Consider the following 17,879-nt stretch of genomic DNA (forward strand, 5'->3'; position numbering starts at 1 on the left):
GATGAGCAATTCGAATGCTTCGAACGACAATCGGCAGAAGGCGCCCGCCGGTGAGCGGGTGGCGGACTGGGCCGACGGCCGGCTGGGGATCTACTCCCTGGCCAAGGCCAACATGCGCAAGATCTTTCCGGACCACTGGTCCTTCATGCTCGGCGAGATCTGCATGTACAGCTTCATCATCATCATCCTCACGGGTGTGTATCTGACGCTGTTCTTCCACCCGTCGATGAACGAGGTGGAGTACGCGGGCAGCTACGTCCCGCTGCAGGGTCAGCTGATGTCCGAGGCGTTCAACTCGACCATGCACATCTCCTTCGATGTGCGCGGTGGTCTGCTGATCCGGCAGATCCACCACTGGGCGGCGCTGATCTTCCTCGCGGCGATGTTCGTGCACATGATGCGCGTCTTCTTCACGGGTGCCTTCCGCAAGCCGCGTGAGGTCAACTGGCTGTTCGGCTTCCTGCTGTTCGTCCTCGGCATGTTCACCGGCTTCACCGGTTACTCGCTCCCGGACGACCTGCTCTCCGGCACCGGTGTCCGCTTCATGCAGGGCGCGATCCTGTCCGTCCCGGTCATCGGCACGTATCTGTCGATGTTCCTGTTCGGCGGGGAGTTCCCGGGCGGCGACTTCGTGGCGCGGTTCTACTCGGTGCACATCCTGCTGCTGCCGGGCATCATGCTCGGCCTGATGGTGGCGCACCTGATCCTGGTCTTCTACCACAAGCACACGCAGTTCGCGGGGCCCGGGAAGACCAACAAGAACGTCGTCGGCATGCCGCTGCTCCCGGTCTACATGGCCAAGGCCGGAGGCTTCTTCTTCCTGGTCTTCGGTGTCATCGCGGCCATCGCGGCGATCGCCTCGATCAACCCGATCTGGGCGCTCGGCCCGTACCGTCCGGACCAGGTGTCCACCGGCGCCCAGCCCGACTGGTACATGGGCTTCGCCGAGGGTCTGATCCGTGTGATGCCGGGCTGGGAGATCAACGCCTGGGGCCACACGCTCGTCCTGGGCGTGATGATCCCGCTGGCGGTCTTCCCGCTGGTCCTGGTGGCCATCGCGGTCTACCCGTTCATCGAGTCCTGGGTCACCGGGGACAAGCGCGAGCACCACATCCTGGACCGCCCGCGCAACGCCCCGACCCGTACGGCCTTCGGTGTCGCCTGGATCACGGCGTACTTCATCATGCTGGTCGGTGGTGGTAACGACCTGTGGGCCACGCACTTCCACCTGTCGCTGAACGCCATCACCTGGTTCGTCCGGATCTTCTTCTTCCTCGGACCGGTCATCGCCTTCATCGCGACCAAGCGGATCTGCATGGGTCTGCAGCGGCGCGACAAGGACAAGGTGCTGCACGGGCGCGAGTCCGGCATCATCAAGCGCCTGCCGCACGGTGAGTTCGTCGAGATCCACGAGCCGCTCAGCCAGGAGCAGCTGCACACCCTCACGGCGCACGAGCAGTACCAGCCGCTCGAGATCGGCCCCTCGGTCGACGAGAACGGCGTCGAGCGCAAGGTGTCCGGCTCCGAGAAGCTCCGGGCCAAGCTCTCCAAGGGCTACTACGGGGAGGACAACCAGATCCCCAAGCCCACCGCCGATGAGTACAAGGAGATCACGAGCGGCCACGGCCACCACTGATCAACCGAAGCTCTTGAAGCTCTGACCACAAGGTCGCCACGGCAGGAGCCCCGTCCATCTCATGGACGGGGCTCTTTGCCGTCCCTGGCGCTGGATAGGGTGGTCCCGTCCCTCATCGAGGGGCGCGTCACCCCAGGTGACCAAGACGACTAGAAACCCCAGGAGCGGCCATGAGCGCTGTGACCCCCGCAGGAGGCACTACCGCGGCGGGCCGTTCCTGGCCCGACGTACTGAACGGCCTGCTGAACGGGCGCGACCAGAGCGCCGACGACACCGCGTGGGCGATGGACCGCATCATGCGGGGCGAGGCCACCGACGCGCAGATCGCGGGCTTCGTGGTCGCGCTGCGCGCCAAGGGCGAGACCGTCGAGGAGATCTCCGGTCTGGTCCGCACGATGTACGAGCACGCCAATGTGATCGAGGTGCCGGGGGAGACCGTCGACATCGTCGGGACCGGCGGCGACGGGGCCAAGACCGTCAACATCTCGACCATGTCCGCGATCGTCGTTGCGGGCGCCGGCGCGAAGGTCGTCAAGCACGGCAACCGCGCCGCCTCCAGCGCCTCGGGCTCCTCCGACGTACTGGAGAAGCTCGGGGTCAACCTGGAGCTGCCGCTGAAGCGGGTCGTGGAGGTCGCGGAGGAGGCGGGCATCACCTTCTGCTTCGCGGTGAAGTTCCACCCGGCGCTGCGGCACGCGGGCGCGGCCCGCGGGCAGCTGGGCATCAGGACCGTCTTCAACCTGCTCGGTCCGCTCACCAACCCGGCCAGGGTGCGCTCCCAGGCGGTCGGCGTCGCCGATGCGCGGATGGCGCCCATCGTGGCGGGCGTCTTCGCCGAGCGCGGCCACTCGTCCCTGGTCTTCCGCGGCGACGACGGTCTCGACGAGCTGACGACGACGGGGACCTCCCGCGTCTGGGTGGTGCGCGACGGTGCCGTGCGCGAGGAGACCTTCGATCCGCGGGACGTCGGCATCGAGCTGGTGCCGATCTCCGCGCTGCGCGGCGCGGACGCCTCGTACAACGCGGAGGTCGCGCTGCGCCTCCTGGACGGCGAGACCGGTCCCGTGCGGGACGCGGTGCTGCTCAACGCGGCCGCTGCGCTGGTGGCCCTGAAGCCGACCGACGAGCCGTTCGCGGAGCAGATCGGGGCCGGCATGGCGCGGGCCGCCGCGGCCATCGACTCCGGGGCCGCCAAGAAGGCGCTGGAGCGCTGGGTGGCGGCCACCAACCGCTGAGCGGCCCGCCGGTGTGACGCACGGCGCAGTCCGGATCCTGGACTGCGCCTTGCGCGGCGAAGATCGTGTGGCAGGATGCTGCACAGGTCATGAGTGACAGCGACTACGGCCCCGGCCCGCTGTCCGGCAACCCTCCGTCCGTGGCGGGGTGCCCCGGGTGAAGACCAGGTCGTACGCAGCAAGGCGTATGGCAAGCGCGGACCCCTCGCAACCCTGGGGTCCTGGTCCTCAAGGGAGCAGTCTCGTGAGCAAGCGAATGCGATAGGGCCTCCGGCCCCGTTTGCAGTACCCACCTCCGCCCGGCCGAGAGCGCCGCGCGTCGAGGCACCACCCGCACCGGACGAGCGCTTCGTGCTGCCGTCGTGCGGGAACGTACGCAGCTGTTCCGCCATGCCCGCAGGGAGATACCGCCATGTCCGCACGCCCCGCCGCCCAGGTCGCCGCCGCCCCCGCCGCCACCCCCTCCGCCACCGACGCCGCCGACCCCTGCTGTGCCGCGCCGCTGCCCGTGCTCGGCAGGGACGTCACCGTGCCGCTGGTCACCGGCGGCGAGGTGACGTACGCGGCGCTGGACTACGCGGCGAGCGCGCCCGCCTTGCAGCGGGTGTGGGACGACGTGGCGGCCTACGCCCCGTACTACGGCAGCGTGCACCGCGGGGCCGGCTACCTCTCGCAGCTCTCCACCGACCTGTTCGAGAACTCCCGCACCACCGTCGCGGAGTTCCTCGGCTGCCGCGAGGACGACCAGGTGATCTTCACGCGGTCGACCACCGACTCGCTGAACCTGCTCGCCGCCGCACTGCCCGCCGACTGCCAGGTGTTCGTCTTCGAGACCGAGCACCACGCCTCGCTGCTGCCCTGGCGGGACGCGCGGGTGACGTACCTGAACGCGCCGCGCACCCCCGACGAGGCCGTGCAGACGCTGGAGCGCGCGCTCGCCGACCGCGACCCCTACGGTCCCGCCCTGGTCTGCGTGACCGGTGCCTCCAACGTCACCGGTGAGCTCTGGCCGGTGCGCGAACTGGCCGCCGCCGCGCACGCGCACGGTGCCCGCATCGTGCTCGACGCCGCGCAGCTCGCGCCCCACCACCCCGTCTCCGTCGAGGAGTTGGACGTGGACTGGGTCGCCTTCTCCGGGCACAAGCTGTACGCGCCGTTCGGCTCGGGCGTGCTCGCGGGGCGCTCCGACTGGCTGCGCGGCGCCGAGCCCTACCTCGCGGGCGGCGGCGCCTCGCGCAAGGTGGCGCGACGCCCCAAGGAAGCAGGCGGCGGCGTGGACGTGGAGTGGCACGACACCGCCGCGCGGCACGAGGCGGGGTCGCCGAACGTGATCGGCGTCTACTCCATCGCCTCCGCCTGCAAGGCGCTCTCCGAGGCCGGTTTCGACGAACTGGTCGGCAGGGAGCGGCACTTGATCGCGAAGGTGCGCGAGGGGCTCGCCGAGGTGCCCGCGGTGCGCGTGCTCTCGCTCTTCGGTGACGACGCGCCGCGCGTCGGCGTCATCTCCTTCGTCGTGGACGGCTGGAACAGCTCGCACTTCGCCGCGGCGCTCTCCGCCGAGTACGGCATCGGCGTGCGCGACGGCCTGTTCTGCGCCCACCCGCTGGTGCGCACCCTGCTCGGCGGCGAGGCCGACGAGCCCGGCGAGTGCGGTGCCCCCGAGGCGGCGCCCGGCGAGAAGTCGCTGAACGCCATCCGCGTGAGCTTCGGCGCGGGCACCCCCGACGAGCACGTCGAGCGCTTCGTGCGCGCCGTCAAGGAGCTGGTGGCCGACGGCGCGCGGTGGAACTACCGCACCGAGGACGGGCGTTGCGTGCCGGACCGCGGCAACGACACCGTCGCGGCCTGAGCGGGCAGGCGCGAGCCGAGCTGGATCATCCGCAGGGCCCGCTCGGTCGCGTCGGTGAGGAACTCGCCGCCCCGGCCGAGCGCCTCGGTCAGTGAGACGGGCGCGGGCAGGATCGAGCTGTAGGCGTCGACACCGGCCGCCCGCACGTGGTGGGCGCCCTGGCCGATCGTGCCGGCGAGCACGAGCACCGGGCGGTCGAACAGCTTGGCGCGGCGGGCCACTTCGGCGGGGATCTTGCCGCGCGGGGTCTGGTGGTCGAGGGCGCCCTCGGCGGTGATGACCAGATCGGCGCGGGCGAGCCTGGCGTCCAGGTCGAGCCTGCCCAGCAGCACGTCGAAGCGGGGGAGCAGGGCGGCGCCGAGGGCCGCGAGTCCGGCGCCGAGTCCGCCGGACGCGCCCGTGCCGAGGCCCAGGCGCAGATCGGCGGTGACGCGCAGGTCGCGGGTGAGGACGTACGCCCAGTGTTCCAGCGCGGCGGCGAGCTCCTCGACCTGGGTGGCGGTCGCGCCCTTCTGCGGGCCGAAGACGCGGGCCACGCCTCGGTCGCCGCACAGCACGTTGAAGGGGTTGCAGGCCACCTGGATCTCGGTGGCCGCGAGGCGCGGGTCGATGCCGCCGGTGTCGATGCGGCTCAGCCGCTTCAACTCCCTTCCGCCGCGCGGCAGTTCCCAGCCGTCCACGTCCAGGAGGCGGGCGCCGAGGGCCTGGAGCGCACCGGCGCCGCCGTCCGAGGTGCCGGAGTCGCCGCAGCCGACCAGGATGCGCCGCGCGCCCGCGTCCAGGGCGGCGCGGATCAGCTCGCCGACGCCGTACGTCGTGGTGGCGCCCGGGTCGCGCAGATCGCGGGGGACCAGTGAGAGGCCCGCCACCGCCGCCATCTCGACCACCGCGGTGCCGTCGGGCAGCAGCGCGAAGTGGGTGCCGATCGGCTGGCCGACGGGTCCGGTGGCGGGCAGCGCGACGAGGCGGCCGCCGTCCGCGGCGGCCAGCGCGCGCGCCGTGCCCTCGCCGCCGTCCACCAGCGGGATCAGATCGGTCTCGGCGTGCGGGACGACACGGCGTACGCCCGCGGCGATGGCCTCGGCCGCGGAGCTCGCGGACAGGGACTCCTTGAAGCCGCTGGGGGCGATGGCGAAACGGGTCAGCATGAGGGTCTCCAGAAGGGTGGTCGGCGAGGGCGGGGCTCAGCGGACGGGTACGCCGAGCAGGGGCCACAGCGTCACGGCGCACAGCAGGACGAGCGCGGCGGACAGCGGGGCCAGGACGGCGGAGAGCCGCAGCAGGTCGCGCGGGGTGTAGGTGGGAACGCCAGGCACCTCGGCGAAGAGCGTGACCGGCTTGGCCGAGGCGGGCAGCGTGTGGCAGAAGCCCGCGGCCGCGGTGGAGGCGAGCGCGGCCGCGACCGGGTTCACGCCCGCGCCGACGGCCGCCGCGACGACCAGCGGGACCAGGACGGAGGAGCGGGCCGAGCGGGACTGGAGGACCAGGTGCGCGGCCGTGCTGACGGTGACGACCACGGTGAGGAACAGCCACGGGGGCAGGTCCAGGGGCAGGCCGCCGACCAGCCACTTCGCCGCGCCCGAGTCGGCGAGCGCGACGCCCATCGCCATCGTCGCGGCCATGAAGAGGAGCAGCGACCAGGGGACGGTCTTCAGGGCGTCCTTGAGGCGTACGGTGCCGAGGGCGGGGGAGGCCGCGACGACCGCGCCGATCAACGCGACGACGGCGGGCGGCACTTGGTGCAGGGGCTCGCTGCACCAGAGCACGACGACGGTGGCGAGCAGCAGGGCGCAGCGCGTCTCGGCCGGCTCCCAGGCCCCGGTGACCGGCTGTTCGCTGTGCTCCTGGAGCTGGTCGAGGGTGATGCGGACCGGGCCCTTGCGGTCCGCGCGCCGGGTGGTCGTCAACAGGACGGCCTCCGCCGCCAGATGGGATGACGCGACGGCCAGCGGCAGACCGAGCAGCAGCCACTGGGTGAAGCCGATGCGCTCGCCGGTGGCCTCCCAGAGGACCGACACGGTGATCAGATGTGCGCCCGCGCCGATCAGGGTCGCGACCGCGGACAGCAGGATCACGGTCGGGAACAGCAACGCGAGCATCACGACCAGTCGTTTCCGGTCGGCGAGGACCTTGGCGAGGGCCAGGAAGACGGGCAGCGCGAGCGCGGCGCGCCCCGAGGTGGCGGGCACCGCGAAGGCCGTCACGACCAGCGCGGCGGTCGTCAGATGGGTCAACTGCCGTACGCTGCGTGCCCCGCTGACCAAGAACGCCGCCGCCCGTCCCGAGAGCCCGCTGCGCGCCACCGCGGCCGCGAGCACGAAGGCGCAGATCAGCAGCCAGACCGTCTCGTCGCCGAGGGTGCCGAAGAGGGTGTCGCTGCTTATCACCCCGGTCGCGGTGAGGGCGAGGCCCGCGCCGAGCGCGATGTAGGTGTCGTCGATCGGCGTGCCGATCCAGGCGCAGGTCGCGAGGGCGAAGACGCCGAGGGTGAGGCGGGCGTCGCCGCTCAGCCCCGGGAAGTTTCCGGGGACCACGAGCAGCGCGCAGATGCTGAGCGCGATGCAGAGGGTCACGGCCTGGCGCGGGTTCAGGGTCACGCGGTTCAGCGTGGTCGGACGCCGTGAGCCCTCAATGAGCCGAAGATGAAGGGAAGTTCACCGAAGGCTCCGCCGGTGCTCCCACGGCCACCCCGACGCCCCCGCACTCACTCCGGCAGCCGATAGCCCATCCCGCGCACCGTCTCCACCCGTTGCGCGCCCAGCTTCTTGCGCAGCGCGCGGACGTATACGTCCACGATGTTGGAGCCCGGATCGAAGTCGTAGCCCCACACGTGCGACAGGATCTGCTCCCGCGAGAGCACCTGCCCGGGGTGGCGCAGGAACAGTTCGAGCAGCACGAACTCACGTGCCGTCAGATCCACCGTCCGCTGGTCCGAACGGGCCCTGCGGGTGCGCAGGTCGAGCGTGAGCTCCCCGCTGCGCAGCACCGTCACCTCCGGCGCCCGCGCCGCCGTACGCAGCCGGAGCCGGACCCGCGCGAGCAGCTCCTCGAAGCGGAACGGCTTGGTCATCCAGTCGTCGGCGCCGCCTTCGAGACCCGCCACGGTGTCGCGCACCGAATCGCGGGCGGTGAGCACGATGACGGGCGTGCTCACCCGGGCCTCGCGCAGCTGCCGCAGGACCGTGAAACCGTCCTTGCCCGGCAGCCCGATGTCCAGGACGACCAGGTCGAACCCGCCGGTCAGGGCGTAGTCGTGGGCGCTGTCGCCGTCGCCGACCACCGTGGTGGTGAAGCCGTTGGCGCGCAGGCCCTTCTCGACGAAGGAGGCAATGCGCTCCTCGTCCTCCACGATCAGGATCCGGTTCACGGGTGCGCTGCCCCTCTCTGTTGTTCCCGCTGGTCCCGCTGGTCCCGTACGAGGACGAAGGTGGCGCCGCCGCCCTCCGTCGGGCGCAGCTCCACGCGCCCGCCGTGGCTCTCGGCGATCGCCTTCACGATGGCGAGGCCGAGCCCCGCACCGGTGGCGCGGGAGCCGCGCCGCGCGGTGCCGCGCCGGAACCGCTCGAAGATCACCGCTGCGTCCTGCGGCTGTACGCCGGGTCCGGTGTCGGCGACGTACAGCTCGACGCGTCCCTCGCACAGCCGCGAGCCGATGCTGACGCGCCCGCCGGGGGCGGTGTGCTGGACGGCGTTCTGGGCCAGTTGCACCATCGCCTGGGTGATGCGCTGGGGGTCGAGGTCGGCCTCGGCGTCGGCGACTTCGGCGAGCGCCCAGTCCCGCTCGCCGAGCGCCCGCGCCTTCACGAAGACGTCCGCGGTCAGCTCGGCGAGCTGCACCGGCTCCGGGGTGACGAAGTCGGGGCGCTCGGCCTTGGCGAGCAGCAGCAGGTCCTCGACGATGCGGCTCATCCGGTCCAGTTCCTCCGTCACGATGCGCACGGTCTCCTCGCGCTCGCCCGGCTCGTCGCCCATCAGCTCCAGATGGCCGCGGACGATGGTGATGGGGGTGCGCAGCTCGTGGCCCGCGTCGTCGACGAACTCCCGCTGCGCGGCGAAGGCCCGCTCCAGGCGGTCCAGCATGCCGTTGAACGTCTCGGCGAGGGCCGCGATGTCGTCCCTGCCCTGGACCGGGATGCGCCGGGTCAGATCCTGCTCGGTGAGCTGCGCCGCGGTCGTGCGCACCAGGCGCACCGGTTTGAGGATGCGGCCCGCGACGGCCCAGCCGATGCCCGTCGTCATCAGGAGCGCGACGCCGGAGATCGCGAGCAGCATGGTGAACACGTCGCCGGCCTTGGCCTGTTCGCCCGCGGGGTGGAAGGCCACGACGAACGCGGCCGCCGGATGGCTGCCGCTCGGTGCGATCTCCACCTTCGCCCAGCGGATCTCGCCGCGGTCGCGGTGGAGCGTGCCGGTCGCGTCGGGAGACTCGAAGACCGTGCGCAGCGCGGCGGGGTCCTCGGCGAGCGGATGGTCGATCCGCGGCTCGCGCGACTGCTCCTTCTTCGCGGGCACCCCGCCGGGCCTGCCGACCAGGCCGAGCAGCTCCTCGTCGGGGTCGGCGTACTGCCGGGACAGGAAGAGCCGGAGCAGGGGGTCGGGGGCGGTGAACTTCTCGCCGGTGTGCGGATCGACGCCCTCGCGGGCCAGATTGGTGAACTCGCCGGTCTCCTGGGCGAGCAGCCCGTCGATGCGGTGGTCGACGTCGCGCAGCAGCACGGAACGGGTGGTGGCGGCGACCGCGGTGAGCGCCACGGTCATCACCACGAGGAGCCAGAGCAGGATGCGGACACGGGCCGATATCCAGCGGTGCGGCCGCTCAGCCGTCGTCACCGGGTCCGTCGTCGTCGTTGTCGCCCCGGCCTTCGGGTCCTTCGTTGCCGTCGTCGTCGTTGTCATCGCCCGAGGGATTCTCGCTCACCGGCGGCGGGGTGACCTTCTCGTCGCTCGGCGTCGGCCGGGGCGTGGTGGGCTTCGACGACGGCGAGCCGCTCTCCAGCTCCACCTTGGGCGGGGCCTTGGGGGACTGCGGGCTGTCGGTCAGGGCGTAGCTGGTCGCGGCGATGCCCAGCGGGATCGCGACGACGGCGGCCAGAGCGGCCATGCGGTGGGAGAAGACCATGACAGCGAGGGTGGGGGACGTACCGCGGCGCCAGGATGAGCGCCGGATGAAGAAACCCTCATGCGGGTGGGCACCCCACGCCCCGGACCGTCCTGATGTCCCCGGTGCCTACGAGTCGAACCGGACGTGCCCGGTGCCTACGAGTCGAGGCCGATCGCGAACGCGGCCTCCAGGTCGTGCTGGGAGTACGTGCGGAACGCGACGTGCGTGTCCGTGCCCTCGACGCCGGGGATCTTGCTGATCCGGCCGGGGATGACGTCCGCGAGGTCGTCGTGGCGCGTGACGCGGACCATCGCGATCAGGTCGTACGTGCCGGTGACGGAGAAGACCTCACTGACGCAGTCGAGCGCGGCGATCGACTCGGCGATCTCCGGAATCCGGTCCACGCTGGTCTTGATGAGCACGATCGCGGTGATCATGGCTGACTGTCTCCCTCGGTGGCCGGTGCTGTGCCCTTCACCTTAGCCCGCCACCCGTAGACGCCCCACGCGTACAGGAACCCGAGCGAGAACCCCACCAGGTGGGCCAGATAGGCCACCCCCGTGCCCTGCCCGCCCTGCCCCGCCGCCAGCCACTGCAACGCCACCCAGAACGGCAGCACCACCCAGGCGGGAAAGCGCAGCGGCAGGAAGAAGAGGAACGGGAAGAGGCTGGTGACGCGCGCCTTCGGGAAGAGATAGAGGAAGGCGCCGAGGACGGCCGAGATCGCCCCCGACGCACCGACGAGCGTCTTGTCGGATCCGGCGTGCGCGGCCGCGTAGGCGAGCAGCGCGAAGTATCCGCAGACGACGTAGAAGAGCGCGTACTGGAGGTGGCCCATGCGTTCCTCGACCATCGCCCCGAATACGTACAGAAAGAGCATGTTTCCGAGCAGATGAAGCCAGCTTCCGTGCACGAAGAGAGCGGTGAGCGGTCCGAGGGCGGCCCGCGGTACCCCGCTGAACAGTTCGACGGGTACCACGCCCCAGCGTTCGAAGTACGCCTGCTGGGCGGCGAGCAGCCGGGAGCCTTCGCCGTACCCGGGGTTGAATCCGGACACCGGGGAGACCAGGAAGACCAGGCAGCAGACGACGATCAGCCCGTACGTCACCGGGGCGGACTGTCCGCGGAGCAGCCGGCCCGCCTTCGAACCCCATGTGTTGATCATGAACAGAGCATGACGTAACGGGCGCTACCTGCACAGACCGCCATGCCGCACCGGAGGCCGCCGCGTGGCACCCCTTACAGGCCTTAGGGTTACGGGCAATACGCATCAAGGAAGCCCCGTGCCGGCTCCGCCGCTCCGGAGCTTCACGGGCACCGACGAAAGCGATACAGCCACGATGACGGTTCCCCTGCCGACCGACACCACCCGGTGGCGCTGCACGCTGTGCGGCAATCTCACGCGTTTCGACGTGACCCGGACGTCGAAGGTCGTCGAGTATGTCCATCTCGACCTGGCCGGTGAGTCGAACGTCGAGGAACGTGAGGTGGTCAGTGAGACCATCGAGTCCGTGCGCTGCCGCTGGTGCAACGCAGTGGACCAGGTGGAACTCGTGGACAGGCCGGGCACCGGCTCCTGAGGGAGCGGGGCCCGCACAGCTAGTGGGGTGACGGATGGTGGAGAGCGCGAGCGGGGAGCCGGACGACGGCGCCGCTGAGGTGCTCGACCGCCCGCTGCCCGACGGAGTGCGTCGGCGGGTCGTCCAGATCGCCTCGGACGGCTTCGGCGGGCTCACCCTGAGCGAACTGCCCGCACAGCTGCGGCAGTACGCCCGCTTCACGCCCACGCGGCGCGCGAAGTTCGCGGGCAACGCGATGGCGGCCGCGCTGGAGAGCGACACGCTCTTCCGCCAGCGCATCGCCGAACGTCTCAGAGAGGCCCAGCCCGAGCTGGCGGGCGCCCTGGACGCGGGCTCGCCGCCCCCCGCCGCCGACCCCCTGGACGTCGCGGCCGCGGCCTACGTGCTGCGGCCCACGGGCTGGGTGAAGCTGGTCACCGCGGCGGGCGAGGAGGCCCAGCGGGCCGACGCCGAGCGCGCCGACGAGGAGACCAGGGCCGAGCTGGAGCGGCTGCGCGAGGAACTCGCCGCCGCCCGCGGCCAGACCAGGGCCGAGACCGAGCGGCTGCGCACGGAACTCGAATCGGCGCGCAGGGAAGCCGAATCGATGCACCGCAAGCTGCGCGGGGCCCTCAGTGACGTCAAGCGGGGCGAGGCCGCGCTGCGCAAGGTGGCCGGCGAGATCGAGTCGGTGCGCGCCGAGGGGCAGGCCCAGGTGTCCGCGGCGGAGAGCGAGACGCGGCGCGTCAAGGCGCGGCTCGCCGAGACCGAGGCCGCGCTCGAAGCCAGCCGCAGGGCCGCCCGCGAGGGCCGCAGCGTCGAGGACATGCGGCTGCGGCTGCTGCTCGACACGGTCCTGGAGTCCGCCCAGGGGCTGCGCCGCGAACTGGCCCTGCCGCCCGTCTCGGTGCGGCCCGCGGAGACCGTGGACGCCGTCGAGCCCGGCCGGATGTCGCCCAAGGACATCGCGGCCCGCGCCCTGTCCGAGAACGACCCGGCGGTCCTCGACCAGCTGCTCGCCCTGCCCCAGGCCCATCTGGTCGTGGACGGGTACAACGTCACCAAGACCGGCTATCCCACGATGCCCCTGGAGAAGCAGCGGCTGCGCCTGCTCGGCTCGCTCTCGCAGCTGGCCCTCCAGTCGGGCGCGGAGGTCACCTGCGTCTTCGACGGCGCCGAGCTGGCCGCCCCGGTGCTGCTCGCGCCGCCGCGCGGGGTCAGGGTGCTGTTCTCCAAGCCCGGTGTGACGGCCGACGAGTTGATCCGCCAGCTGGTGCGCGCGGAGCCGCCGGGGCGGCCGGTGGTCGTCGTCTCGACCGACCGCGAGGTGGCCGACGGGATCGCCAAGGCGGGCGCGCGTCCGGTCGCCTCCGTGGTGCTCCTCAAGCGGCTTTCGCGGGGCTAAGGGTGCGCACGTAACTCCTGCGTCCTATGCCCGAATTGAGATGCGCCGGGCGCGACGTAGCGTCAAAAGATCATTACTGGCTGTGGGTTGTCGGTAAAGAATGCCTGCGGAGACCTACTTTTTCCTGGTCAGGATTTGAACTGATCACAAGAAGGTCACTAATGTCTCGCCTCGAACCTCCGCTCGGTTGATCACCCATCCGGGGTGACGGCGGCGGTACCCGCCCACCGGGTCTCGGTAGGCGGCTGGAGGAAGAAGGAGCCGCCTTCGTGGCGTCCCACCGTCGACCCAAGCAGCCGAGCCGCACCCGCGTGAGCGTGCTCACCGCGACCGCCGCCGCTGCCGTCGCCCTCACGTCGCAGGGCGCCGCCCAGGCCGCGCCGAAGCCGAGCAAGGACGAGGTCAAGTCCAAGGTCGACGCACTCTACGAAGACGCGGGCCGGGCCACCGACAAGTACAACGGGGCCAAGGAGAAGCAGGAGAAGCTCGAGAAGCAGATCGGCGACCTCCAGGACAAGGTCGCCCGCGGCCAGGAGGAGCTCAACGACCTGCGCGGCGGCCTCGGTTCGATGGCCAGCGCCCAGTACCGCTCCGGCGGCATCGACCCCTCCCTGCAGCTCTTCCTCTCCTCCGACCCGGACGACTACCTCGACAAGGCGTCCGCCCTCGACCAGCTGAGCAGCAAGCAGGTCGAGTCGCTGAAGAAGATCCAGGAGAAGCAGCGGGACCTCGCGCAGCAGCGCAAGGAGGCTGCGGGCAAGCTGGACGACCTCGCGGACACCCGCAAGGAGCTCGGCCGCAAGAAGCAGGAAGTCCAGGGCAAGCTCGGCGAGGCGCAGAAGCTCCTCAACACGCTGACCGCCAAGGAGAAGCAGGCCCTGGCGGCCAAGGAGAACCAGCGCGCGAGCCGCGCCGCAGACGACCGCGCGGACCTCGGCAAGGAGGCCCCCGCCTCCAACCGCGGTGCCGCCGCCCTGGCCGCCGCCGCCACCCAGCTCGGCAAGCCGTACGTCTCCGGCGGCTCCGGCCCCAACTCCTACGACTGCTCCGGGCTGACCCAGTGGGCGTACGCCCAGGCCGACGTCTCCATAACCCGGACCACGTACACCCAGCAGAACGACGGCACCAAGATCGGCCGCGGCGAGCTGAAGCCCGGCGACCTGGTGTTCTTCAACAACCTCGCGCACGTCGGCTTCTACGCGGGCAACGGCCAGGTGCTGCACGCCCCCAAGCCCGGCGCCGTGGTGCGCTACGAGTCTATGGCGTACCTGGGCACCTTCCAGTTCGGCGTCCGCGTCGCCTGACCCCGACGTCAACGCGCTGCCGACACCGCCCAAACGGGCGAATTCCGGCAACTCCCGCTGACCCCGCGCCCCGTTGATGACCTGCGTCTGAGGCGGGGCGCCGGGCTGTCCGCGCACTTTCCGTACCCCGCGAGGTCTTTGGCCCCTCCGTAGTCGCACGGCTACTGTCGGCGCGCATTCCCCCGGACAGCCGGGGGTCCTTCAGCGGAAGGGAGAGCGGCGTCCCGTGGGGTCCCATCGCCGTCCCGCACAGCCCGGCCTCGACCGGAGCACGCGCGTCACCGTCCTTTCTGCCGCCGCGGCCACCGCGGCAGCGGCCTTCGGAGCCGCGCCCGCGGGCGCCGCGCCGCAGGACAAGCCGTCCGACACCCGGGCCCAGGTGGACCGGCTGTACGAGCAGGCCGAGCAGGCAACCGAGTCGTACAACAAGGCCGACGAGCGCGCGGACAAGCTCCGCGCGCAGGTCGAGCGGACCAAGGACAGCGTCGCGCGCGGCCAGGAGCGCATCAACACGATGCGCGGCGCGCTCGGCTCGCTGGCCGGGGCGCAGTACCGCTCGGGCGGCATCGACCCGTCCCTGGCCCTGATGCTCTCCTCCGACCCGGACGGCTATCTGGAGCGGGCCGCGGCCCTCGACCGCATCGGCTCCCGGCAGGCGGGCGAGCTCAAGGACCTCCAGCAGGCCCAGCGCCAGCTCTCCCAGCAGCGCGCGGAGGCCACCCGCAAGCTCGCCGAGCTGGAGAAGAGCCGCAAGGCCGTCGCCCGGCACAAGCGCACCGTCGAGCACAAGCTCGCCAAGGCCAGGCAGCTGCTCAACTCGATGCCGAGCAAGGAGCGCGCGGAGTACGACAGGTCGTCGCGCTCCGGCGAGGGACGCACCGAGCTGCCCGACATGGCGGGCGCGGGCGCCGCGTCCTCCTCGCGCGCCGCCGCCGCGCTCGCCGCCGCGCGCAGCGCCGTCGGCCGCCCCTACGTGTGGGGCGCCAACGGCCCGTCCGGCTTCGACTGTTCGGGCCTGATGCAGTGGTCCTACGGCCAGGCCGGGGTCGGCCTGCCGCGCACCTCGCAGGCCCAGCGGTACGCGGGACGCCAGGTGCCGCTCTCCCAGGCGCGGCCCGGCGACCTGGTCGCCTACCGTGACGACGCCAGCCACATCGGGATGTACATGGGCAACGGCCAGGTGGTGCACGCCCCGTACCCCGGCGCGGCGGTGCGCTACGACCCGGTGGGCATGATGCCGGTGTCGTCCGTGACACGGATCTGACCACCGGTCCGGCGGCCGCGCACCGTACGATCGGAACGTGGCTGGTCACAGACGTGGTTCGGGGACGCTGGCGCTGTGCTTCGCGCTCTGCCTCGCCGTGCTGGCCGGATGCGGCGGCGATCCGGTGCCGGACGGCGCGGGCCGCGAGGTGCGGGCGCTGCTCGCACAGCGGGCGCACGCCGTCCTGACCGGGGACGCACAGGCGTACGAGCGGACCGGGCGGACGGCGGCCGGCGGCCCCGACCTCTTCGAGAACGTCCGCGCGGTGCCGCTGGCCTCCTGGTCCTACCGCCTGACCCGCCTCGACCAGGAGGGCACCCGGGCCACGGCGGGCGTCCAGCTCCGCTACCGCATCAAGGGCTACGACAGCGCGCCGCTCACCGCCGCGCGCACGCTCTCCCTGGAGCGGGACGACGGGCGGTGGTACGTCACCGCCGAGCGGCCCGCGAAGAAGTCCGGCGAACAGCTCTGGGACCAGGGGCGGGTGACGGCCGAGCGGGGCAGCCGCAGCCTGGTGCTCGGCGTCGGCAGGAGCGCCGCGGAGCTGCGTGCCCAGCGCGAGATCGCCGAGCGCGCGGTGCCCGCCGTGCGCGACGCCTGGCCGGGCCGCTGGCCGGAGCGGGTCGTGGTCCTCGTGCCCAAATCCCTGGACGGGATGGCGGGGCTGCTGGGGGCGCCGGCCTCCGGGTACCGGGGGATCGCCGCGGTCACCACGGGTGAGGCGGGCGGTTCGGGGAACTCGCCCGCCGACCGGGTCATCGTCAACCCCGAGGCGTACGGCGTCCTCGGCGACTTCGGCAAGCAGGTCGTCCTCACCCACGAGACGACCCACGTCGCGACCCGCGCACAGACCTCGGCGGCCACCCCGCTCTGGCTCTCCGAGGGCTTCGCGGACTGGGTGGGCTACCGGGAGACGGGGCGCACCGCGGTGCAGGCCGCGCCCGAGCTGCGGCGCGCGGTCCTCGACGGGCGGGTGCCGGGCGCGCTGCCCGACGACGACGCCTTCGGTTTCGGCGGCGACGCGGACGCGCTCGCGCAGTCGTACGAAGGGGCCTGGCTGGCCTGCCGGATGATCGCGGAACGGTGGGGCGAGCGGAAGCTCACGGACTTCTACCGCGCGGTGGGCGACCACGAGCAGCGGGCGGGCGCGGTCGAGGACGCGATGCGGGACGTCCTGGACACCACCCCGGAGGACTTCACGGCGCGCTGGCGTACGTATCTGCGCTCGGAGCTCGGCTGACCTGCCCCGGCATCGACTGCCGCTCCTGGGCGCGCGGTTCGGACACGGTCTGCCGCCACAGGTTCCGGCAGGCGAGCACCGCGGCCGCGACCAGCAGTCCGTTGCGTACGACGAGCAGCGCGATGCCCAGCGGGTCGCTCGCCACCACGTGCGAGAACCAGACGGGGAACTCCAGGAACGTCACGAAGGTGGCCGCGAGGACCAGCCGGGCGGGCAGCTCCATCCGGCTGGTGCGGAAGGCCAGGCAGACGGCGGCGGCCCCGATCAGCCAGAGCAGGTACTGCGGGCTGATCACCCGGCTCGTCGTCGTGAACAGGAGCACCGCCACGAACGCCGCGTCCGCGAGGGTGCTCGCCGAGCTGGCCCTGGCCCGCAGGCGCCACACCAGGAGCCAGCCGAAGGCGGCCGCCGACAGGACCTGCGCCGCCGTGCTGACCAGCGGGACGTGGGGGCCGAGGAACTCCACCGAGCCGTAGTTGAGCCGCACCTCGCCGGGCCAGCCCAGGTGCCGCGCGAGGTGGAAGGGGAGGGCGCCCAGCGACTCCACCTCGGTGCCCCGGTCCCGCTGGAAGGTGAGGAAGGCGAGCGCCCCCGGCATCGCCACCAGGAACGTCAGGGCGATCCCGGCACCCGTGCCCGCGGCGGCGGTCCAGGCGCGGCGGGTGGCCCGGCCGCGCGGGGTGCCGACGAGCAGCAGCACCGGCCACACCTTGAGCAGCGCGCCGAACCCGGCGAGCGCCCCCATGACGCGCGGGTGCCGGACCCCCGCGAGCAGGGCGGCGACCGCGACGGCGGTCACCAGGACGTCGTAGCGGGCGTACACGATGGGCCCGAGCAGCGCCACGCCCACCACCCAGAACCAGGCGCCCCGCGGCGACTTGCCGGGCCGCCCGCCCGCGTACAGGAGCAGCCCGCAGACCGCGGCGTCGGCGAGCAGGCAGAGCACGAAGAAGGCCGCCTCGTAGCTCAGGAAGGGCAGCAGGGCGGGGGAGAGGACCGCGAGGGCGGCGGCGGGCGGGTACTGCCAGGTGACGTCGTCGAGCGGGAAGGTGCCGGTGCGCAGGACCTCGTACCAGCCCTGGTAGATGACGGAGACGTCGCTCGTCACGTCCGGGCCGGGGGCCGTGACCACGTGGAAGACGCAGAGCAGCAGGACGGTCCTGGTCAGGACCCAGACGGTCAGGATGCGCGCCATGCGTGCCTCGCCCCTTTTCGCATACTTCATCGTGATTCAGGACGACATGATGCCGGGGTGACCCGCCGAGGGCGAAGAGGCTGGGCCATGC

Annotated in this window: 16 protein-coding genes and 1 riboswitch; of the genes, 8 read left to right on the plus strand and 8 right to left on the minus strand. The window is 72.0% G+C overall.

Annotation, left to right across the window (positions count from 1 at the left end):
- The first annotated feature begins 1 nt into the window (after position 1).
- From ACIO9J_RS19815 to ACIO9J_RS19825, 3 genes are all read left to right on the plus strand, one after another.
- Positions 2–1,636 carry a cytochrome bc complex cytochrome b subunit gene (locus tag ACIO9J_RS19815; protein WP_402000703.1) on the plus strand — a complete coding sequence of 545 codons (1,635 nt, stop codon included), beginning with the start codon at positions 2–4 and terminating at the stop codon, positions 1,634–1,636.
- Between the two features lie 170 nt (positions 1,637–1,806).
- Entirely contained in the window at positions 1,807–2,871 is a 1,065-nt protein-coding gene (gene trpD / locus ACIO9J_RS19820; protein WP_402000706.1) for an anthranilate phosphoribosyltransferase, read from the plus strand.
- Between the two features lie 85 nt (positions 2,872–2,956).
- A riboswitch (SAM riboswitch) is annotated at positions 2,957–3,074 on the plus strand.
- A 209-nt stretch (positions 3,075–3,283) separates the two neighbouring features.
- Positions 3,284–4,720, plus strand: a complete 1,437-nt coding sequence (locus ACIO9J_RS19825; protein ID WP_402000709.1) for an aminotransferase class V-fold PLP-dependent enzyme — start codon at positions 3,284–3,286, stop codon at positions 4,718–4,720.
- Here the strand turns inward: ACIO9J_RS19825 and ACIO9J_RS19830 are convergent.
- From ACIO9J_RS19830 to ACIO9J_RS19860, 7 genes are all read right to left on the minus strand, one after another.
- Positions 4,660–5,868, minus strand: a complete 1,209-nt coding sequence (locus ACIO9J_RS19830; protein WP_402000712.1) for a glycerate kinase — start codon at positions 5,866–5,868, stop codon at positions 4,660–4,662. The two genes, ACIO9J_RS19825 and ACIO9J_RS19830, sit on opposite strands and share 61 nt — an antisense overlap.
- 36 nt (positions 5,869–5,904) lie before the next feature.
- Complete coding sequence (locus tag ACIO9J_RS19835) at positions 5,905–7,317, minus strand: SLC13 family permease (RefSeq protein ID WP_402000715.1); 1,413 nt, start codon at positions 7,315–7,317, stop codon at positions 5,905–5,907.
- 107 nt (positions 7,318–7,424) lie between these two features.
- Positions 7,425–8,087 carry a response regulator transcription factor gene (locus ACIO9J_RS19840; RefSeq protein ID WP_402000718.1) on the minus strand — a complete coding sequence of 221 codons (663 nt, stop codon included), beginning with the start codon at positions 8,085–8,087 and terminating at the stop codon, positions 7,425–7,427.
- Entirely contained in the window at positions 8,084–9,616 is a 1,533-nt protein-coding gene (locus ACIO9J_RS19845; RefSeq protein WP_402000721.1) for an ATP-binding protein, read from the minus strand. The genes ACIO9J_RS19840 and ACIO9J_RS19845 overlap by 4 nt, the downstream gene beginning before the upstream one ends.
- Positions 9,537–9,839: a small secreted hydrophilic protein gene (locus ACIO9J_RS19850; protein WP_402000724.1), complete on the minus strand. Its 303-nt coding sequence runs from the start codon at positions 9,837–9,839 to the stop codon at positions 9,537–9,539. The genes ACIO9J_RS19845 and ACIO9J_RS19850 overlap by 80 nt, the downstream gene beginning before the upstream one ends.
- 137 nt (positions 9,840–9,976) lie before the next feature.
- The gene (locus ACIO9J_RS19855; protein WP_098242014.1) at positions 9,977–10,258 is read right to left on the minus strand and encodes an Lrp/AsnC family transcriptional regulator; all 282 of its coding nucleotides are present in this window, start codon (positions 10,256–10,258) and stop codon (positions 9,977–9,979) included.
- Positions 10,255–10,986 (minus strand): rhomboid family intramembrane serine protease, encoded by a 732-nt coding sequence (locus ACIO9J_RS19860; RefSeq protein WP_402000727.1) that lies wholly within the window; start codon positions 10,984–10,986, stop codon positions 10,255–10,257. Before ACIO9J_RS19860 ends, ACIO9J_RS19855 begins: the two co-directional genes overlap by 4 nt.
- Before the next feature lie 175 nt (positions 10,987–11,161).
- On the opposite strand from ACIO9J_RS19860, the gene ACIO9J_RS19865 reads away from it, so the two are divergent.
- The 5 genes from ACIO9J_RS19865 (at position 11,162) to ACIO9J_RS19885 (ending at position 16,593) form a co-directional block, all read left to right on the plus strand.
- Positions 11,162–11,401 (plus strand): hypothetical protein, encoded by a 240-nt coding sequence (locus ACIO9J_RS19865; protein ID WP_125512349.1) that lies wholly within the window; start codon positions 11,162–11,164, stop codon positions 11,399–11,401.
- A 34-nt stretch (positions 11,402–11,435) separates the two neighbouring features.
- Complete coding sequence (locus tag ACIO9J_RS19870) at positions 11,436–12,785, plus strand: NYN domain-containing protein (protein WP_402000731.1); 1,350 nt, start codon at positions 11,436–11,438, stop codon at positions 12,783–12,785.
- A gap of 269 nt (positions 12,786–13,054) precedes the next feature.
- Complete coding sequence (locus tag ACIO9J_RS19875) at positions 13,055–14,089, plus strand: NlpC/P60 family protein (protein WP_402000734.1); 1,035 nt, start codon at positions 13,055–13,057, stop codon at positions 14,087–14,089.
- 226 nt (positions 14,090–14,315) lie between these two features.
- Positions 14,316–15,353 carry an NlpC/P60 family protein gene (locus tag ACIO9J_RS19880; protein ID WP_402000737.1) on the plus strand — a complete coding sequence of 346 codons (1,038 nt, stop codon included), beginning with the start codon at positions 14,316–14,318 and terminating at the stop codon, positions 15,351–15,353.
- Between the two features lie 37 nt (positions 15,354–15,390).
- Positions 15,391–16,593: a hypothetical protein gene (locus ACIO9J_RS19885; protein WP_402000740.1), complete on the plus strand. Its 1,203-nt coding sequence runs from the start codon at positions 15,391–15,393 to the stop codon at positions 16,591–16,593.
- Here the strand turns inward: ACIO9J_RS19885 and ACIO9J_RS19890 are convergent.
- The gene (locus ACIO9J_RS19890) at positions 16,550–17,788 is read right to left on the minus strand and encodes a glycosyltransferase 87 family protein (protein WP_402000743.1); all 1,239 of its coding nucleotides are present in this window, start codon (positions 17,786–17,788) and stop codon (positions 16,550–16,552) included. The genes ACIO9J_RS19885 and ACIO9J_RS19890 overlap by 44 nt on opposite strands.
- Positions 17,789–17,879 lie beyond the last annotated feature (91 nt).

The sequence above is a fragment of the Streptomyces sp. NPDC087300 genome, from assembly GCF_044744425.1.
Lineage (GTDB): Bacteria > Actinomycetota > Actinomycetes > Streptomycetales > Streptomycetaceae > Streptomyces.

Excerpts from the sequence above, each read along its gene's own strand:
- ACIO9J_RS19815 (WP_402000703.1), top strand. The coding sequence starts at position 2 with ATGAGCAATTCGAATGCTTCGAACGACAATCGGCAGAAGGCGCCCGCC.
- trpD (WP_402000706.1), top strand. The coding sequence starts at position 1,807 with ATGAGCGCTGTGACCCCCGCAGGAGGCACTACCGCGGCGGGCCGTTCC.
- ACIO9J_RS19825 (WP_402000709.1), top strand. The coding sequence starts at position 3,284 with ATGTCCGCACGCCCCGCCGCCCAGGTCGCCGCCGCCCCCGCCGCCACC.
- ACIO9J_RS19830 (WP_402000712.1), bottom strand. The coding sequence starts at position 5,868 with ATGCTGACCCGTTTCGCCATCGCCCCCAGCGGCTTCAAGGAGTCCCTG.
- ACIO9J_RS19845 (WP_402000721.1), bottom strand. The coding sequence starts at position 9,616 with ATGACAACGACGACGACGGCAACGAAGGACCCGAAGGCCGGGGCGACA.
- ACIO9J_RS19850 (WP_402000724.1), bottom strand. The coding sequence starts at position 9,839 with ATGGTCTTCTCCCACCGCATGGCCGCTCTGGCCGCCGTCGTCGCGATC.
- ACIO9J_RS19855 (WP_098242014.1), bottom strand. The coding sequence starts at position 10,258 with ATGATCACCGCGATCGTGCTCATCAAGACCAGCGTGGACCGGATTCCG.
- ACIO9J_RS19860 (WP_402000727.1), bottom strand. The coding sequence starts at position 10,986 with ATGATCAACACATGGGGTTCGAAGGCGGGCCGGCTGCTCCGCGGACAG.
- ACIO9J_RS19865 (WP_125512349.1), top strand. The coding sequence starts at position 11,162 with ATGACGGTTCCCCTGCCGACCGACACCACCCGGTGGCGCTGCACGCTG.
- ACIO9J_RS19870 (WP_402000731.1), top strand. The coding sequence starts at position 11,436 with ATGGTGGAGAGCGCGAGCGGGGAGCCGGACGACGGCGCCGCTGAGGTG.
- ACIO9J_RS19890 (WP_402000743.1), bottom strand. The coding sequence starts at position 17,788 with ATGGCGCGCATCCTGACCGTCTGGGTCCTGACCAGGACCGTCCTGCTG.